The 17,166-nt window shown below is 61.3% G+C and carries 16 protein-coding genes; 11 read left to right on the forward strand and 5 right to left on the reverse strand.

The features are described from left to right. Positions 1-45 precede the first annotated feature (45 nt). Both CXF97_RS20710 and CXF97_RS20715 read left to right on the forward strand, forming a co-directional pair. Positions 46-525, forward strand: coding sequence for an Lrp/AsnC family transcriptional regulator (locus CXF97_RS20710; RefSeq protein WP_007909658.1), 480 nt, complete (start codon positions 46-48; stop codon positions 523-525). Positions 526-694: 169 nt separating this feature from the next. Then, on the forward strand, positions 695-904 hold the full coding sequence (locus tag CXF97_RS20715) for a DUF2788 domain-containing protein (protein WP_007909655.1): 210 nt from the start codon (positions 695-697) through the stop codon (positions 902-904). On the opposite strand, the gene CXF97_RS20720 is transcribed toward CXF97_RS20715, so the two are convergent. The 4 genes from CXF97_RS20720 to CXF97_RS20735 all read right to left on the reverse strand — a co-directional run bounded on the left by CXF97_RS20720 (position 899) and on the right by CXF97_RS20735 (position 7,385). Continuing rightward, the gene (locus CXF97_RS20720) at positions 899-1,534 is read right to left on the reverse strand and encodes a pseudouridine synthase (RefSeq protein ID WP_101160559.1); all 636 of its coding nucleotides are present in this window, start codon (positions 1,532-1,534) and stop codon (positions 899-901) included. The genes CXF97_RS20715 and CXF97_RS20720 overlap by 6 nt on opposite strands. A 72-nt stretch (positions 1,535-1,606) precedes the next feature. Then, positions 1,607-3,106, reverse strand: a complete 1,500-nt coding sequence (gene amn / locus CXF97_RS20725; RefSeq protein ID WP_178081222.1) for an AMP nucleosidase — start codon at positions 3,104-3,106, stop codon at positions 1,607-1,609. Between the two features lie 185 nt (positions 3,107-3,291). Next, entirely contained in the window at positions 3,292-4,941 is a 1,650-nt protein-coding gene (locus CXF97_RS20730; RefSeq protein ID WP_101160561.1) for an acyl-CoA dehydrogenase family protein, read from the reverse strand. A gap of 95 nt (positions 4,942-5,036) precedes the next feature. After that, positions 5,037-7,385: a hybrid sensor histidine kinase/response regulator gene (locus tag CXF97_RS20735; protein ID WP_101160564.1), complete on the reverse strand. Its 2,349-nt coding sequence runs from the start codon at positions 7,383-7,385 to the stop codon at positions 5,037-5,039. Between the two features lie 301 nt (positions 7,386-7,686). On the opposite strand from CXF97_RS20735, the gene CXF97_RS20740 reads away from it, so the two are divergent. The 4 genes from CXF97_RS20740 to CXF97_RS20755 all read left to right on the forward strand — a co-directional run bounded on the left by CXF97_RS20740 (position 7,687) and on the right by CXF97_RS20755 (position 11,204). Next, positions 7,687-8,484, forward strand: coding sequence for a hydroxymethylpyrimidine/phosphomethylpyrimidine kinase (locus CXF97_RS20740; RefSeq protein ID WP_101160567.1), 798 nt, complete (start codon positions 7,687-7,689; stop codon positions 8,482-8,484). 18 nt (positions 8,485-8,502) lie between these two features. Beyond that, positions 8,503-9,126: a thiamine phosphate synthase gene (gene thiE, locus CXF97_RS20745; RefSeq protein ID WP_101160571.1), complete on the forward strand. Its 624-nt coding sequence runs from the start codon at positions 8,503-8,505 to the stop codon at positions 9,124-9,126. A 15-nt stretch (positions 9,127-9,141) separates the two neighbouring features. Further along, positions 9,142-10,425: a glutamate-1-semialdehyde 2,1-aminomutase gene (gene hemL, locus CXF97_RS20750; RefSeq protein ID WP_101160574.1), complete on the forward strand. Its 1,284-nt coding sequence runs from the start codon at positions 9,142-9,144 to the stop codon at positions 10,423-10,425. 224 nt (positions 10,426-10,649) lie between these two features. Further along, entirely contained in the window at positions 10,650-11,204 is a 555-nt protein-coding gene (locus CXF97_RS20755; protein ID WP_101160577.1) for a tetratricopeptide repeat protein, read from the forward strand. A 49-nt stretch (positions 11,205-11,253) separates the two neighbouring features. Here the strand turns inward: CXF97_RS20755 and CXF97_RS20760 are convergent, their stop codons facing one another. After that, positions 11,254-11,583, reverse strand: coding sequence for a DUF1820 family protein (locus CXF97_RS20760; protein ID WP_016773045.1), 330 nt, complete (start codon positions 11,581-11,583; stop codon positions 11,254-11,256). A gap of 132 nt (positions 11,584-11,715) precedes the next feature. On the opposite strand from CXF97_RS20760, the gene miaB reads away from it, so the two are divergent. From miaB to lnt, 5 genes are all read left to right on the forward strand, one after another. Continuing rightward, positions 11,716-13,044 carry a tRNA (N6-isopentenyl adenosine(37)-C2)-methylthiotransferase MiaB gene (gene miaB / locus CXF97_RS20765; RefSeq protein ID WP_101160579.1) on the forward strand — a complete coding sequence of 443 codons (1,329 nt, stop codon included), beginning with the start codon at positions 11,716-11,718 and terminating at the stop codon, positions 13,042-13,044. Between the two features lie 214 nt (positions 13,045-13,258). Then, on the forward strand, positions 13,259-14,251 hold the full coding sequence (locus CXF97_RS20770; RefSeq protein ID WP_101160582.1) for a PhoH family protein: 993 nt from the start codon (positions 13,259-13,261) through the stop codon (positions 14,249-14,251). Continuing rightward, on the forward strand, positions 14,244-14,738 hold the full coding sequence (gene ybeY / locus CXF97_RS20775) for an rRNA maturation RNase YbeY (RefSeq protein ID WP_101160585.1): 495 nt from the start codon (positions 14,244-14,246) through the stop codon (positions 14,736-14,738). The genes CXF97_RS20770 and ybeY overlap by 8 nt, the downstream gene beginning before the upstream one ends. 5 nt (positions 14,739-14,743) lie before the next feature. Further along, complete coding sequence (locus tag CXF97_RS20780) at positions 14,744-15,583, forward strand: HlyC/CorC family transporter (protein WP_007909641.1); 840 nt, start codon at positions 14,744-14,746, stop codon at positions 15,581-15,583. 17 nt (positions 15,584-15,600) lie between these two features. Beyond that, positions 15,601-17,124: an apolipoprotein N-acyltransferase gene (gene lnt / locus CXF97_RS20785; protein ID WP_101160588.1), complete on the forward strand. Its 1,524-nt coding sequence runs from the start codon at positions 15,601-15,603 to the stop codon at positions 17,122-17,124. The last annotated feature ends 42 nt before the right edge of the window (positions 17,125-17,166 follow it).

The raw sequence follows: 17,166 nt of genomic DNA on the forward strand, positions 1-17,166 counted from the left end.
CTGGATAGATAATCCGCCGCAATAGTTACAGCCAAGGACAGATTGATGAGCAAACTCGACCGTTACGACCTGAGCATTTTGGCGGAATTGCAACGCGACGCCCGCATCTCCAACCAGGAGCTGGCCGAGCGCATCGGTCTGTCGCCCTCGCCGTGCTCGCGCCGGGTCAAGCAACTGGAAGACGACGGCTACATTTCGCGTCAGGTTGCGCTGCTCGATCGCAAGATGCTCGGGTTGAGCCTGACGGCCTATGTGCTGATCGGCATGGATCGGCATACACCGGAGCGCTTCGAGAATTTCGAAGCGGCCATTCGGACATTGCCGCAGGTGCTGGAGTGCAGTCTGGTGACGGGCGTGGATGCCGATTACCAGTTGAAAGTGGTGGTGCCGGATATGGATCACTATCAAAAGTTGCTGCTGGGGCATCTGACCCGGATCGAGGGGGTCACCAGCGTGCGGTCGAGTTTTGTGCTGAATCAGGTCCTCAACAGCACCGAACTGCCGCTGACCCATTTGCGTAGCTGATTTCGCTTTCGCGAGCAGGCTCGCTTTCACAGGGGATGCATTTCAACCTGTGGGAGCGAGCCTGCTCGCGAAGAGGCCGGCACAGGCGACACAGATCAATGCCCCGCCATCCGCCCTTGGCGTATACTCGCCGCCGCCCTTTCAGCCCGCCCCGCGCCGGAGATCGCCAATGGATCCAGCACTGCTCGAAGAATGGATGATGACCGGTCTGGTCAGCATCCTGATCATTTTCATGGGTTTCATCGTCTGGGATCTGGCGAAGAAGTCCAAGGCCGGGCGGTTCGGCTCGTTCATTCTGTTTTTCGTGCTGGGCCTGGGCGTGGCCGCGTTCATCATCAAGAGTGTGGTGATCGGCCTGATCGAGTCCGGCGCCTTATAAGCGCGCCGGCACTTCCCGCCACTGGCCCTGATCCAGCCCTTCAATCGTCCAGTCGCCTATCCTGACCCGCACCAGCCGCAACGTCGGTAAGCCGACCGCAGCGGTCATGCGCCGCACCTGACGGTTGCGTCCCTCGCGAATCACCAGTTCCAGCCATGCAGTCGGGATGGTCGCGCGAAAGCGTACCGGCGGGTTGCGCGGCCACAACTGGGGCTCATCCAATTGCCGCGCTTCGGCGGGCAGCGTCATGCCGTCATTCAACTCGACGCCATCACGCAGGCGCTGCAACTGCTCGGCCGTCGGCTCGCCTTCCACCTGCACCCAATAAGTCTTCGCCAGTTTGTGTTTCGGATCGGCGATGCGCGCCTGCAACTGGCCGTCGTTGGTCAGCAGCAATAAACCTTCGCTGTCGCGATCCAGACGTCCGGCCGGATAAATCCCCGGCACATCGATGTAATCCTTGAGCGTCGCCCGCCCTTCGCCGTCGCTGAACTGCGTCAGCACATCGAAGGGTTTGTTGAACAGGATCAGCTTCGGCTCGGCCGGCGGCGCTTTGGCGACACGGCGTGGCGAGGAAGACTGCGGCTTCGCACCGGGACGGCGCGAAGGTGGACGTGGCGGACGGGACATAAGAAAGAGAACATTTAGCGATCAGGGCTGACAATGCTAGTGCCCCGACCGCCAAATGACCACGACTAACCGTTAGCGGAACGGCGGCTCGTCGAAGCTGCGCAGTTTGCGCGAGTGCAGCGAATTGAGTTCGGTGCGCAGCAGATCCACCGCTTCGATGCCGATCTTCAAGTGCTGGCTGACCGCGCGTTCATAGAAAGCGTTGGCCGAGCCCGGCAGTTTGATTTCGCTGTGCAGCGGTTTGTCCGAAACGCAGAGCAACGTGCCGTACGGCACCCGCAGGCGATAACCTTGCGCGGCGATCGTGCCGCTTTCCATGTCCACCGCCACCGCGCGGGACAGGTTGATCAGCGGTCGCTCCTGGGCCCAACGCAGCTCCCAGTTACGGTCGTCATAGGTCAGAACCGTGCCGGTGCGCAGGCGCTTCTTCAGATCGTCGCCCTTCTCGCCGGTGACATTCGCCGCTGCCTGTTGCAGGGCAAGTTGCACTTCGGCCAATGCCGGGATGGGGATATTCGGCGGTACCACGCGATCGAGAATGCCGTCGCGACGCATATAAGCGTGAGCCAATACGTAATCGCCGATGGTCTGCGACTGACGCAGGCCGCCGCAGTGGCCGATCATCAACCAGCAATGCGGGCGCAACACGGCCAGGTGATCGGTGATGTTCTTGGCGTTGGACGGGCCGACGCCAATATTCACCAGCGTGACGCCGTGACCGTCATTGGCGATCAAGTGATACGCAGGCATCTGATAACGGTGCCAGACCACACCGGCGGCGATTGCGGATGCCTCACCGTGGTCCATGCTCTTGTCGATGATCACGTTGCCCGGCAGGACCATGCGCACGAAACGCGGGTCGTTGCGCAGTTGCTCCAGGCCATGGACGATGAACTGATCGACGTAACGGTGATAGTTGGTCAGCAGAATCCACGGTTGTACATGGCGCCAGTCGCTGCCGGTGTAATGCACCAGACGGCGCAAGGAAAAGTCCACGCGCGCGGCGTCGAACAGCGCCAATGGCAGCGGATCGGTGTTTTCCCAATCGTAGAGACCGTCGGCAATGCCATCGGTGGCGGCGGACAGGTCGGTACTCGGGAACACTCGCGCCAGCACCGCCGCAGTGACGCCGGAACCGGCCAGTTCATCGCCCTGCTCGACCACGTACGGATACGGAATGTTCTGCTGGCTGACGCCGACTTCGACGGTCACGGTGAAGTCATGCATCAACGGCGTCAGTTGTTCGAGCAGGTATTTGCGAAATGCTGCCGGGTGGGTGACGGTGACGCTGTAAGTGCCCGGCAACTGCACCTTGGCGTACGCCCGGGTGGTCTGCGGGACTTCGCCCTGGCAGTGGTAGGTCAGACGCAGTTCGGGATAACGAAACAGGGCACGCTGTTCGGCGTCGGGCTCGACGCGGTCCTTGAGGTAACGCTTGAGGGCAGAATTCAGCGCGTTGGTGGCCCGCTCATGCAGCTCGGCCAGACGATCCACGGCTTGTTCGGCGGTTTGAACGACAATAAACGCTTCGGTCACGATCAGCTTCCTGTGTTCTGACTTGCAGAGCTTCATCTTGCCTGCATCGTGGTCGCACGGGAACAGTGGCATGTTGGCAATGCGTTCATCTGCGCATAAATCCTGTGGGAGCGGGCTTGCTCGCCAATTCGGTTTGTCATTCAACTTGGATGTCGACTGATACACCGCTATCGCGAGCAAGCCCGCTCCCACAGGGTTTTGTGGTGTTTGGAAGATTGGGCTTAGAAAAGCTGTGGGGTCGAGCGGGCGACGATGGCTTCAACGTCCAGCCCACGCGGCAATGCCCCGTAGACGCGGCCGCCACCACTCAAGCGGCTGGCAATAAAAGCATCACTGACGGCTGAATTTCCGGCCTCCAGCAAAAGCCTGGCCTGCAAACCGAGCGCGATGTCTTCGGTCAATTGCCGCGCCCGATACTGAATGTCGCTGGTGTCCCTGAACTGCGCCTGCAAGCGCTGAATATGCTCAGCCAAACGCTTGTCGCCATGGCCATCGCCCAGTTCGCTGAACAGCACATCCAGCACGCCTGGCTCCTTCGACAGTGCGCGCAGCACGTCGAGACACTGCACATTCCCCGACCCTTCCCACGTCGAATTCACCGGTGCTTCGCGGTACAGGCGCGGCAGGATGCTGTCTTCAACATAACCGGCACCGCCCATGCATTCGGCGGCTTCGTTGATCATCGCCGGCGCGCGTTTGCAGATCCAGTATTTGCCCACCGCCGTTACCAGCCGCGCAAATTGCGCTTCGTGGCGATCATCGAGGTGATCCAGCGCCTTGCCCATGCGCAGACTCAGGGCCAGCGCGGCTTCGCTTTCCAGCGCCAGATCGGCCAGTACGTTTTGCATCAGCGGCTGCTCGCTGAGCAACTTACCGCCGACCTTGCGGTGCGCGCAGTGATGGCTGGCCTGGGTCAGCGCCTGGCGCATCAGCGAGCTGGAACCGACCATGCAATCGAAACGGGTCATCGCCACCATTTCGATAATGGTCGGCACGCCGCGCCCCTCTTCGCCGATCATCCACGCCAGCGCGCCACGGAACTCCACTTCGCTGGAGGCGTTGGACTGGTTGCCGAGTTTGTTTTTCAGACGCTGGATGTAGAACTGATTACGCGAGTCATCCGGGCGATGGCGCGGCAGCAGAAAGCAGCTCAGACCCTTGTCGGTCTGCGCCAACGTGAGGAAGGCGTCGCACATCGGTGCCGAGCAGAACCACTTGTGCCCGACCAGTTCATAAGCCTGACCCGGGCCGCTGGCACCGACCGGATAAGCCTTGGTGGTGTTGGCGCGCACGTCGGTGCCGCCCTGCTTCTCGGTCATCGCCATGCCGATGGTCACGCCGGCCTTGTGCGCCATACCGACATTGCGCGGATCGTATTCGGTGGCGAGGACTTTCGGCAGCCACTGTTCGGCCAGGTCCGGCTGCAAGCGCAGGGCCGGCACGCTGGCGAAGGTCATCGTCAACGGGCAGCCACTGCCGGCTTCAGCCTGGCTGTGCAGATAGGTCATCGAAGCGCGGGCAACCTGTGCGCCGTCCTGCGGGTGTGCCCACGGCAGCGAGGTCAGGCCATGTTCGATCGCGGTGCGCATCAGCTCGTGGTAAGCGGGGTGAAACTCGACCAGATCAATGCGATGGCCGTAGCGGTCATGGCTGGCAAATACCGGTTTGTTCTGGTTGGCGAGAAACCCCGCTTCCATCAGCGGCCCCCCCGCCAGTGCGCCGTAGGCATCGATCCGCGACTCGGCCCAACCGGCACCGAAGCGCCGCGACCACTCCTGTAGCGGCAGGTCGATGCGGTACAGGTTGGTGCCGTCCAGCGATGGCGGCTGATTGGTGACTTCGTGGGTTTCGGCGAACTGATGCAGGTTCATGACGGCGCTCCGTGTTCAGCAATGGCACCAGTTAAGCACTGGTGCTTTTTTGAACAAAGTGTCATACGCGCCGTTTTTGCGGCGCTTTTACCCCATCAGCAACTGAGCACGCGGCGCTGCAACGCAGCCTGCAGATCCTCGAATTTCACCGGTTTGTGCAGATAGTCGATGGCCGCACCCGGGGCGCATTGCTCGCGGTCAGCGCTCAACGCGAGCATGAACACCGGCAAATGCGCACAGCCCGGCAGCGCATGGATCTGGCAGCACAGCGATGCACCTTCGTGGCAGGGCAACTGGCAATCGATCAGCACCGCATCGAAGCTTTCCCGCTGCAGACAGTCCAGTGCGGCGGCGCCGCTGTCGGCGCTGCGCACACGAAAACCGAGCTTGAGCAGCATGCCGCGCATCACCAGTTGGTTGACGCTGTTGTCGTCCACCAGCAGCACCGTGCAATCCTGCGGCGCACGAATGCAATCGCGGGCGGGCTGATCAGCAGCCGCTTCGATAATTGGCAGTTCGAATTCGACATCGAGCTGGAATCGGCTGCCGCATCCAGGCTCGGAGCGGTGAGTAAGTTTGCCCCCTAGCAGTTCGACCAGTTGTCGGCAGATCGCCAGCCCCACCCCCAGGCCGCCGTATTCGCGAGTCATCGAACCGTCGAGCTGGAAGAAGCGCTGATACAGCGTGGCCTCGCCCAGATCGGTGAAACCGATGCCGGTGTCGATCACCGCAAACGACAGCGCCATGCGGTTATCCGTCGACGGCCGCCCCGTGACGCGCAGCGCCAGACCGCCGACACGGGTGAACTTGATTGCATTGTCCAGCAGGCATTCCAGACACTGCGCCAGTTTCGCGCCGTCGCCGTGCAGGCGATCCGGCAGGATCGGCAGCACCTCGACCTTGAAGTCCAGCGACTTGCTCGCCGCATTACCTTCGAACTGCACGCGCAGCGCCTCAACTACCGCACGCAGGCTGAAACTGCCTGGCGTGACCTTGAGCTTGCCGGCCTGCAATTCAGTAAGCGTGAGGATACCGTTGACCATGCGCATCATGTCGCGGGCGGAACCGGCGGCGGTCTGTTGATATTGCTCAAGCTCGGGATCGAGGTCGACGGTCTGCATCAGCTCCAGCGAACCGATCACCCCGTTCATCGGCGTGCGCAGTTCGTGGGTCAAAGTGGCGAGGAATTCATCCTTGAGCTTGTTGCTGTGGGCCAGTTGCTGGTTGAGCACTTCGAGCTTCTGCCCGGCGTCATACAAGGTCTGCGCCTGTTGCTCGCGCATGGCGTTGATGCGGTCGGCCAGCGCCAGCGACAGCAGCGCGACCTCGATCGCCGAGCCGATCTGGCTGGCGTACATGGTCAGGAACACATTGGGCAGCAGGCCCAGCACCATCAGCGTGTTGACGATGCCGCCGAGCAGGAATGCCGACCAGGCGATAATGAAGTAACGCGCCACCCGCAAGCCGCGCCACCAGGCGAGGATCCCGGCCGCAAAGATCACCACGGTGAAGGTCAACGCCAGTGTGGTCGCCAGGCGCAGGGCCAGGGCGTAGCTGGTCATCAGCGACAGACCGATCACCAGCGCACTGAAGGCAATCAAACCGATCAGCAAGCGATCCAGCCAGGCGCTGTGGGTTTTGGTCTGCAAAAAGCTGCGGGCAAACTGGCTGCCGAACAGGCCGGCGCAACCGATGAAAAACGGCGTCGCGGCGTTGGCCCACCATGGGTTGTCCGGCCAGAAATACTCGACCGCCGCGCCGTTCACCGACAATTGATAGAGGCCGAACGAGCCGATATAGAAGATGTAATAGAGGTAACTTGTGTCGCGCACGCTCAGGTAGATGAACAGGTTGTAGACCAGCATCCCCAGCAGCACGCCATAAATGATGCCGAGTACATACAGGCGCACCGGCTGATCTTCAAGGTACGCGGTGCTCGACCACAACGTTACCGGTGCCTGAATCGAGCCTTCACTGGCCAGGCGCAGGTACAGCGTTTGCTGTTGATCCGGTTTGAACGGCAAGTCGAACAGGTAATTGTTCTGGCGGATCTCGCGGCTGGCGAACGGCAATGCATCGCCGGTCTGGCGCACCAGTCGGTATTCGCCGCTGGCGTCGGGCAAGTACAAGTCGAGGTGATCAAGCGGCGGATACGCCAGTTCCAGCAGCCAGGTGCGCTGGGCGGCCGGGTTGCTCGGGCGGTAATGCAGGTCGATCTTCAGCCAGAACGCCGAACGTGAGTAACCGGCATTGAGCGTGGCTTTGTCGTGGGCTTTGAACTGGCTGGCATCTTGTGCGCGGACGTCGGCAATCGTCGCCTGACCGCTCGGGTCTTCGAACACTTGCAGCGATCGGCCCAGTGGCAGGCTCTGGGTGAATTCGTCGAATTCGACGGCGCTCGCCATGAGCGGCAAGCAGAACAGCAACATCAGCAAATAGCGCATTGAAGCCCCAGCGTGGCTCGTCCGGTTGTGTCAGGAAGCCCCCCATTCCCTTTGAGTAGACGTAAAACCGGTATTACCTGTGATTGTTTGGATCCAGCCTAGCATAGCCGTTGATGGCCATTGAGCACCATGGAAATTTTTCCTACAACGGCTCTAGAACGGGCGTTACAGGGCAAAGCACCGAGATAGAGCTGTTGGAATGGTCAGGAACGTCAAAGATTGCAGCCTCCGGCAGCTCCGGCATTTATCTTGCTCTGCCACCCACACCCGTAAATCAGCTTTGGTGGTAAGCTCGCGCACCATGAATATCTACAGCTCCCGCCCCGTTGTCCTCTGTCTCTCCGGCCACGACCCCAGTGGTGGCGCCGGCTTGCAGGCAGATATCGAAGCCTTGCTTGCGCAGGGTTGCCATGCGGCTCCGGCCGTCACCGCCCTGACCGTGCAAGACACCGTCAACGTCACTGACTTTCGCGTCCTCGACCGCGAGTGGGTACTGGCTCAGGCCAACGCCGTGCTCAACGACTCCGAAGTCGCGGCGGTGAAACTGGGCATGCTCGGTTCGCTGGAAATGGTCGACACGGTTGTCGAACTGCTCTCGGCCCACCCGCATCTGCCGGTGGTCTGCGACCCGGTGCTGCGTGCCGGCGGCGGCGGACGCCTGGGCAAGGACGAGGTCGGCTATGCGATGCGCGAGCGTCTGCTGCCGCTGTCGATCATTGCTACCCCGAATCTTCCCGAGGCACGCATCCTCGCCGAACTGCCCGAAGGCACGGCCGACGAGTGCGCGGAAAAACTCCTGCCATTCATCAAAAACCTGCTGATCACCGGCGGCCACGGCGACGAGACTGAAATCCACAACCGCGTGTACAGCCGCGACGGCCTGCGTGAAACCTTTATCTGCCAGCGCCTGCCGGGCAGCTATCACGGCTCGGGTTGTACGCTGGCCAGCGCCCTCGCCGGTCGCCTGGCTCAGGGCGAACACCTCGCCAGCGCCGTGCGCAGTGCGCTGGATTACACCTGGCGGACCCTGCGCGACGCGGAACAACTGGGCCGAGGCCAGTTCGTGCCGCGTCGCCTGCCGCTGGATTTCTGCTCGTAACGTCGTGAGGTCTGTCCGATGAAACTACGTGGCCTGTATGCCATTACCGACAGCCAGTTGCTGGCGGGCAAGTTTCTGTCTTACGTGGAGGCGGCGCTCGATGGCGGCGTCACCCTGCTGCAATACCGCGACAAAAGCAGCGACGAGGCGCGCCGCCTGCGCGAGGCCGAGGCGCTGCGCAATCTGTGCGAGCGTTACAAGACGCAGTTGATCATCAACGATGACGCTGAGCTGGCCGCGCGCCTCAATGTCGGCGTGCACTTGGGCCAGACCGACGGCCCGCTATCGCCGACCCGCGCCCTGCTCGGTTCGAAAGCGATCATCGGTTCGACCTCTCACGGGCAAATCGCCCTGGCTGAACAGGCCGCCAAAGAAGGTGCGAGTTACGTCGCCTTCGGCCGCTTCTTCAATTCCACCACCAAACCCGGTGCGCCGAGTTGCAGCCTCGACTTGCTCGACGAAGCCAAACGCACGCTGCACTTGCCGATTTGCGCGATTGGCGGCATCACCCTCGATAACGCCGCGCCACTGGTCGAGCATGGGGTCGATCTGCTCGCCGTGATCCACGGCCTGTTCGGCGCCCAGAGCTGCGCCGAAGTGACCCGCCGCGCCCGCGCCTTCAACGAACTTCTGAAAATCTGATTTGAGAGCCCGATCATGTCTCGTTCCGAAACCCTGTTTGCCAATGCTCAGAAACACATCCCCGGCGGCGTCAACTCGCCGGTGCGCGCGTTCAAGAGCGTCGGCGGCACCCCGCTGTTCTTCAAACACGCCGAAGGCGCTTACGTCACCGACGAAGACGACAAGCGTTATGTCGATTACGTGGGTTCGTGGGGCCCGATGATCCTCGGCCACAGCCATCCGGACGTGCTCGACGCGGTGCGCAATCAACTGCAGCACGGCCTGTCCTACGGCGCGCCGACGTCGATGGAAACCGAGATGGCCGATCTGGTCTGCTCGCTGGTGCCGTCGATGGACATGGTGCGCATGGTCAGCTCCGGCACCGAGGCGACCATGAGCGCGATCCGTCTGGCCCGTGGTTTCACCAGTCGCGACAGCATCATCAAGTTCGAAGGCTGCTACCACGGTCACTCTGACAGCCTGCTGGTCAAGGCCGGTTCCGGCGCTCTGACCCAGGGCGTACCGAGCTCCGCCGGCGTCCCGGCTGCATTCGCCAAACACACCCTGACCCTGCCGTTCAACGACATCGAAGCGGTCGAGCAGATGCTTGCCGAAGTCGGTGAGGACGTCGCCTGCATCATCGTCGAGCCGGTCGCCGGCAACATGAATTGCGTGCCGCCAGCGCCGGGCTTTCTCGAAGGCCTGCGTTCGCTCTGTGACAAGCATGGCGTGGTGCTGATTTTCGACGAAGTGATGACCGGTTTCCGTGTCGCTCTCGGCGGTGCCCAAGCGCATTACGGCGTGACGCCGGACCTGACCACCTTCGGCAAGATCATCGGTGGCGGCATGCCGGTGGGCTGCTTCGGTGGCAAGCGCGAGATCATGCAGCGCATCGCCCCGCTGGGCCCGGTGTACCAGGCCGGTACGCTGTCGGGTAATCCGCTGGCGATGGCGGCCGGCCTGACGACTTTGCGTCTGATCAGCCGCCCGGGTTTCCACGCCGAGCTGACCGACTACACCGCGCGCATGCTCGACGGCCTGCAGCAGCGAGCCGATGCTGCGGGCATCCCGTTCGTGACCACCCAGGCTGGCGGCATGTTCGGTCTGTACTTCAGTGGCGCCGACGACATCGTCACCTTCGACGACGTGATGGCCAGCGACGCAGCACTGTTCGGTCGCTTCTTCCACCTGATGCTGGAAGGTGGCGTGTACCTGGCGCCGAGTGCCTTCGAAGCTGGGTTCACGTCGATCGCCCACGGCGAAGCCGAGTTGCAACTGACGCTGGACGCTGCCGAGCGTGCCTTCGCCGCGTTGAAATAATCGCCGCACCGCTGACGTTGGCTATGGCCAGCGTCAGCTTTCACCTACATCCGCTTGGTTTTTCCAACGTGCCTGCGCAAATCCTGCCTGAATCGGGCGATATATTCCCCACGCAGCAGAAAAACGAGTAAAGACTTTGTAAGGTTGGCCCTGCTTATTTCATAATGCGCGCTTATTGGATCCCTCGACGGGTCCGCGTGCCCTTCAGAGGTAAGTCGATTCCCATGAACCGCACCGGCCGCACCCTTGCATTGGGCTGCCTGTTGCTCCTTCAGCCCCTGCTCGCGCATGCACAAGCAGGCGGCAACTCGTTGTTGATCCCGGCGATGGGTCGTTGCACCCTCAATACTCAGCCGCAAGACGTCACGCAGGCACTGGCCGCCTGCCAGAAAGCGGCGGACGAAGGGGACGCGCAAGCGCAATACGAGTTGGGTGAGTTCTACTACGACGGCAAGAACGCGCCGCGCGACCTCAATCAGGCCCTGAGCTATTTCGAAAAGGCCTCGTTGCAAGGCCACGCCCAGGCGCAATACAAGCTCGGCAGCATGTTCTTCCACGGTGAAGGCGTGCAGGCCAACAATATCCAGGCCTACATCGTGCTGAAGATGGCAGCAGTCAACGGTGCCGAAGAGGCGCTGGACACGGCTGACGAAGTCTCGGAAAAGATGTCCCGCGAAGATCTGGAAACCGCTACCCAGGTGCTCGGGCAGATCTTCCGCAAATACCTGATGGAACTGCAAAGCGCCGACGGGCGTACGCCGTTTTCGCCGCTTCCCTGACTATTGATCGTTCCCACGCAGAGCATGGGAACGATCATCTGAAACCGGTTTACTTTTCGGGCATCGGCATCGGGAACGGCATGACATTGCCGACCGCGCCGCGGGCTTCGCTGATTTTCGGCGTGCCCAGACGCTCAACCTCGTCGATGCGAACAATCGAATGCATCGGCACAAAGCTGCGCACCACGCCTTCGAATTGCGCCTTGAGCTTTTCTTCGCTCGGATCGACGACCATTTGCGTGCGCTCGCCAAAGACGAATTCTTCAACTTCCAGGAAACCCCACAGATCACTCTGATAGATCTGCTTGGCGTACATTTCGAACACCTGGCCCTGGTTGAGGAAAATCACCTTGTAGATTGGAGCTTCGCGTTTGGTCATGGCGGGCGGATAACATCGGGGTAAAAATGGGGGCGCGAACTATAGCATAGCCACCGGACGCACAGCGGTAGGAACCTGACGGCTTGTTCCCTATAATGCGCGGTTCTTTGAATCACGTGACGACCCGAATCCATGGCCAAGAAGCTTTACATCGAAACCCACGGTTGCCAGATGAACGAGTACGACAGCTCGCGCATGGTCGATCTGCTGGGCGAACATCAGGCCCTGGAAGTCACCGCCCGCGCGGAAGACGCCGACGTGATTCTGCTCAACACCTGCTCGATCCGCGAGCGCGCGCAAGATCGCGTGTACTCGCAGCTCGGCCGCTGGCGCGAACTGAAGCTGGCCAACCCGGAGATGGTGATCGCCGTCGGCGGTTGCGTGGCGAGCCAGGAAGGCGCGGCGATCCGCGATCGCGCACCGTACGTCGACGTGGTGTTCGGCCCGCAGACCCTGCACCGCCTGCCGGAAATGATCGACGCCGCACGCATCACAAAGCTGCCGCAGGTTGACGTGTCGTTCCCGGAAATCGAAAAATTCGACCACTTGCCCGAGCCGCGCATCGATGGCCCGAGCGCCTATGTGTCGGTGATGGAAGGTTGCAGCAAATACTGCACGTTCTGCGTGGTGCCTTATACCCGAGGCGAAGAAGTCAGCCGACCGTTCGATGATGTGATCGCCGAAATCATTCACCTCGCCGAAAACGGCGTGCGTGAAGTGACCTTGCTCGGGCAGAACGTCAACGGCTACCGCGGCCAGACCCACGACGGTCGTCTGGCCGATCTGGCCGAACTGATCCGCGTGGTTGCCGCTGTCGATGGCATCGACCGCATTCGCTACACCACCTCGCACCCGCTGGAGTTCTCCGACAGCCTGATCCAGGCCCACGCCGAAGTCCCGGAACTGGTCAAGCACCTGCATCTGCCGGTGCAGTCGGGCTCGGACCGGATTCTCGCGGCGATGAAGCGCAACCACACAGCGCTGGAGTACAAATCCAAGCTGCGTAAACTGCGCGCCGCCGTGCCGGGGATCTGCATCAGCTCGGACTTCATCGTCGGCTTCCCCGGTGAAACCGAAAAAGACTTCGAACAGACCATGAAGCTGATCGCCGATGTCGGCTTCGACTTTTCCTACTCGTTCGTCTACAGCCAGCGCCCCGGCACCCCGGCGGCAGACCTGGCTGACGACACCCCGGAAGAATTGAAGAAAGAACGTCTGAACGCGCTGCAACATCGCTTGAATCAGCAAGGCTTCGAAATCAGCCGACAAATGGTCGGCTCGATCCAGCGCATTCTGGTCACCGATTATTCGAAGAAAGACCCGGGTGAGCTGCAGGGGCGCACGGAGAATAACCGTATCGTCAACTTCCGCTGCGACAATCCCACCCTGATCGGTCAGTTCGCCGACGTGCACATCGACGCCGCGCAGCCACACTCGCTGCGTGGTTCTTTAATTCAATAGCACCACATTTCCCTTGTGGGGGCGGGCCTGCTCGCGAAAACGGTGTATCAGCATCGTCGATGGAGGCTGACACGACGCTTTCGCGAGCAAGCCGCTCCCACAGGTCAAGCGCAGCGGCGCTTATCGGCTGAGCTGATTTAAGAGCTTTCGCACCCACGCCACTGGCGTTATCCTTGATTTCACTTCAATTGCCCCAGGGCGGCTAAATACGACCTTGAACGCACCTATCGAACCACATCGCTTTCTCCTCGAGCCGTTTGAGGCTCGCCGCTTCGCCAATCTGTGCGGGCAATTCGACGAGCATTTACGCTTGATCGAACAGCGCCTGGCCATCGAGATCCGCAACCGCGGAAACCAGTTCGAGCTGATTGGCGATCCAAAACTCACCACATCTGCGGAAAACCTGCTGCGCCGCCTGTACCGGGAAACCAAGGGTACCGAGCTTTCGCCAGATCTGGTGCACCTGTTCATTCAGGAATCAGCAGATCTCGACAACCCCGCCCCTGCCGAAGCGACCGTCGCCCTGCGCACCAAGAAAGGCATGATTCGCCCGCGCGGCTTGAATCAGCAGCGCTACGTGAAGGAAATCCTCGGTAACGACATCAACTTCGGCATAGGCCCGGCCGGTACCGGCAAGACCTATCTGGCCGTGGCCTGCGCGGTTGACGCGCTGGAGCGCGAGCAGATCCGCCGCATCCTGCTGGTGCGTCCGGCGGTCGAAGCGGGCGAAAAACTCGGCTTCCTGCCCGGCGACCTGTCGCAGAAGATCGACCCGTACCTGCGCCCGCTTTACGACGCGCTGTACGAAATGCTCGGCTTCGAATATGTCGCCAAGCTGATCGAAAAACAGGTGATCGAAGTCGCACCGCTGGCCTACATGCGCGGTCGCACGCTGAACAACAGTTTCATCATTCTCGACGAGAGCCAGAACACCACGGTCGAGCAAATGAAGATGTTCCTGACGCGCATCGGCTTCGGCTCGACCGCCGTCATCACGGGTGACATCACCCAGGTCGACCTGCCGCGCGGCACCAAGTCCGGGCTGCACCATGTCATTGAAGTGCTCAAAGACGTGCCGGGCATCAGCTTCACCCACTTCCAGCCCAAGGACGTCGTGCGCCACCCGTTGGTGCAGCGGATTGTCGAGGCCTACGAGCGCTTCGAGACCCGCGCCGAAGCCGCCAGGGAAGCCTCGCGCGATGCTTGAGCTGGATCTGCAAATCGCCACCGAGGCCAGCGCGCCAAGTGAAGCCGAGTTCCGCCAATGGTGCGAACTGGCTCTGCGTCAGCGCAGCGCCGACTCGGAGATGACCATCCGTCTGGTCGACGAGGAAGAAGGCCGCGAGCTTAACCACACCTGGCGCCACAAGGATTACGCGACCAATGTGTTGTCATTCCCGGCCGAAGTACCCGACGAGTTTCTCGATATTCCGCTGCTCGGCGATCTGGTGATCTGCGTGGCCGTGGTCGAACGCGAAGCCGCCGAGCAGGGCAAGGAACTAAAGGCCCACTGGGCACATCTGGTCATTCACGGCTGCTTGCATCTGCTCGGTTACGACCATATAGATGACGACGAAGCCGAGGAAATGGAAGCACTGGAACGCGAGTTGCTTGCTGAACTGGGCTATCCCGATCCGTACGCGGACGACGAAACCGAACCAACCCCCATCGTTACAACAAAGGATTCAGAGTAATCGCTATGAGCGAAGATCGATCGAGCAACGGGCAGAAGTCATGGCTGGGTAAACTGACCCAGGCTTTTGCCCACGAGCCGAAGAACCGTCAGGAGCTCCTCGAGCTGCTGCGTGATGCACATCAGAACAAACTGCTGGACAGCGAAGCGCTGGCCATCGTCGAAGGCGCCATCCAGGTGGCTGACCTGCAAGTACGCGACATCATGGTCCCGCGCTCGCAGATGATCAGCATCAAGGCGACCCAGACCCCCCGCGAATTCCTCCCTGCTGTGGTCGACTCGGCCCACTCGCGCTACCCGGTCATCGGCGAAAGCCATGACGACGTGATGGGCGTGCTGCTGGCCAAGGACCTGCTGCCGCTGATCCTCAAGGAGAACGGCGACAGTTTCAACATCAAGGACCTGCTGCGCCCGGCCACTTTCGTGCCGGAGTCCAAGCGTCTCAACGTGTTGCTGCGTGAATTCCGCGCCAACCACAACCACATGGCCATCGTCATCGACGAGTACGGCGGCGTGGCCGGCCTGGTGACCATCGAAGACGTGCTCGAGCAGATCGTCGGCGACATCGAAGACGAGCACGACGTCGAAGAAGACAGCTACATCAAGCCGCTGCCCAGCGGTGACTTCCTGATCAAGGCACTGACGCCGATCGAAAACTTCAACGAGTTCTTCGACAGCGAATTCTCCGACGACGAGTTCGACACCGTCGGCGGTCTGGTGATGAGCGCGTTCGGCCACTTGCCAAAACGCAACGAAATCACTGAAATCGGCGCCTATCGTTTCCGCATCCTGAATGCCGACAGTCGTCGGATTCATTTGCTGCGACTCACGCCAATCGCTCGGTAACAAACTTAAGGACTGAAATGCGCTGGACTACCCGCCCCGGCTGGCCCGGTAACCTGCTGGCCGTGGCGGCCGGTGCTATCACCACGTTCGCTCTCGCCCCGTTCAACATCTGGCCGCTGGCATTGCTGGCGGTCGGTCTGTTCTATGCCGGCTTGCGTGAACTGAGCCCGCGTCAGGCGCTGGGCCGTGGCTGGTGCTTCGGCTTCGGCCTGTTCGGCGCCGGTACCAGCTGGATCTACTACAGCATTCACCACTTTGGCGGCGCTTCGGTGTTACTCGCCGGGTTCCTGATGCTGCTGTTCACAGCGGCAATTGCCTGGTTCTTCGCCCTGCCCGCCTGGCTGTGGGCGCGCTGGTTGCGCCGTAACGAAGCACCGGTCGCCGATGCCTTGGCCTTTGCGGCGTTGTGGGTCGGGCAGGAAGCGTTTCGCGGCTGGTTCCTTACCGGTTTCCCATGGCTGTATTCGGGTTACAGCCAGCTCGACGGCCCGCTGGCCGGGCTCGCACCGGTGGGCGGCATGTGGCTGGTGTCGTTTGTTCTGGCACTTACCGCAGCGCTGATCTACAACGCGCCGCGCCTGTTGCAGGCGCGGCGCAAGGGTTTTATCGCGGCCGGTCTGGTGCTTCTGGTCGGCCCTTGGGTGACGGGTATCGCTCTTAAAGGCCATGCCTGGACCAGCCCGTCCGGTGCACCGCTGACGGTCGCCGCGATTCAGGGCAACGTCGCGCAAAGCATGAAATGGGACCCAGCCGAGCTCAACGCGCAACTGGCGCTGTACCGCGACTTGAGTTTGCGCTCCAAACCGGTCGATCTGCTGATCTGGCCGGAAACCGCCGTGCCGGTCCTGAAGGAGTCCGCCGAGGGCTACCTGACGATGATGGGCAACTTCGCCGCAGAGCGTAAATCGGCGCTGATCACCGGTGTGCCGATTCGCCAGACCGTGCATCACGAACGGCGCTTCTTCAACGGCATCACCGTGGTCGGCGAAGGCGATGGCACTTACCTGAAGCAGAAACTGGTGCCGTTCGGGGAATATGTTCCGTTGCAGGATGTGTTGCGCGGCTTGATCGCATTCTTCGACCTGCCAATGTCGGACTTCGCTCGCGGCCCGTCCGATCAGGCGCTGTTGCAAGCCAAGGGTTACCAGATCGCACCGTTTATCTGCTACGAAGTGGTCTATCCGGAATTCGCCGCCGGGCTGTCGGCACGCAGTGATCTGTTGCTGACGATCAGCAACGACACCTGGTTCGGCACCTCGATCGGCCCGCTGCAGCACTTACAGATGGCGCAGATGCGCGCACTGGAGGCCGGACGCTGGATGATCCGCGCGACCAACAACGGCGTTACCGGCCTGATTAACCCGTTCGGCCAGATCACCGAGCAGATTCCGCAGTTCGAGCAAGGCGTGCTGTACGGCGAAGTGGTGCCGATGCACGATCTGACACCCTATTTGCAATGGCGCTCGTGGCCGCTGATCGTGTTGTGCATGCTGCTGTTTGGCTGGGCGCTGATGGCCAGCCGGATGTCGAAGACTCTTTAAAGCAAAAGATCGCAGCCTGCGGCAGCTCCTACATGGGATTGA

Source organism: Pseudomonas sp. Choline-02u-1, assembly GCF_002836515.1.
In the GTDB taxonomy this organism is placed as follows: domain Bacteria; phylum Pseudomonadota; class Gammaproteobacteria; order Pseudomonadales; family Pseudomonadaceae; genus Aquipseudomonas.

Coding starts and splice junctions, on each gene's coding strand:
- CXF97_RS20710 (WP_007909658.1), top strand. CDS start 46: ATGAGCAAACTCGACCGTTACGACCTGAGCATTTTGGCGGAATTGCAA.
- CXF97_RS20715 (WP_007909655.1), top strand. CDS start 695: ATGGATCCAGCACTGCTCGAAGAATGGATGATGACCGGTCTGGTCAGC.
- CXF97_RS20720 (WP_101160559.1), bottom strand. CDS start 1,534: ATGTCCCGTCCGCCACGTCCACCTTCGCGCCGTCCCGGTGCGAAGCCG.
- amn (WP_178081222.1), bottom strand. CDS start 3,106: ATGAAGCTCTGCAAGTCAGAACACAGGAAGCTGATCGTGACCGAAGCG.
- CXF97_RS20730 (WP_101160561.1), bottom strand. CDS start 4,941: ATGAACCTGCATCAGTTCGCCGAAACCCACGAAGTCACCAATCAGCCG.
- CXF97_RS20735 (WP_101160564.1), bottom strand. CDS start 7,385: ATGCGCTATTTGCTGATGTTGCTGTTCTGCTTGCCGCTCATGGCGAGC.
- CXF97_RS20740 (WP_101160567.1), top strand. CDS start 7,687: ATGAATATCTACAGCTCCCGCCCCGTTGTCCTCTGTCTCTCCGGCCAC.
- thiE (WP_101160571.1), top strand. CDS start 8,503: ATGAAACTACGTGGCCTGTATGCCATTACCGACAGCCAGTTGCTGGCG.
- hemL (WP_101160574.1), top strand. CDS start 9,142: ATGTCTCGTTCCGAAACCCTGTTTGCCAATGCTCAGAAACACATCCCC.
- CXF97_RS20755 (WP_101160577.1), top strand. CDS start 10,650: ATGAACCGCACCGGCCGCACCCTTGCATTGGGCTGCCTGTTGCTCCTT.
- CXF97_RS20760 (WP_016773045.1), bottom strand. CDS start 11,583: ATGACCAAACGCGAAGCTCCAATCTACAAGGTGATTTTCCTCAACCAG.
- miaB (WP_101160579.1), top strand. CDS start 11,716: ATGGCCAAGAAGCTTTACATCGAAACCCACGGTTGCCAGATGAACGAG.
- ybeY (WP_101160585.1), top strand. CDS start 14,244: ATGCTTGAGCTGGATCTGCAAATCGCCACCGAGGCCAGCGCGCCAAGT.
- CXF97_RS20780 (WP_007909641.1), top strand. CDS start 14,744: ATGAGCGAAGATCGATCGAGCAACGGGCAGAAGTCATGGCTGGGTAAA.
- lnt (WP_101160588.1), top strand. CDS start 15,601: ATGCGCTGGACTACCCGCCCCGGCTGGCCCGGTAACCTGCTGGCCGTG.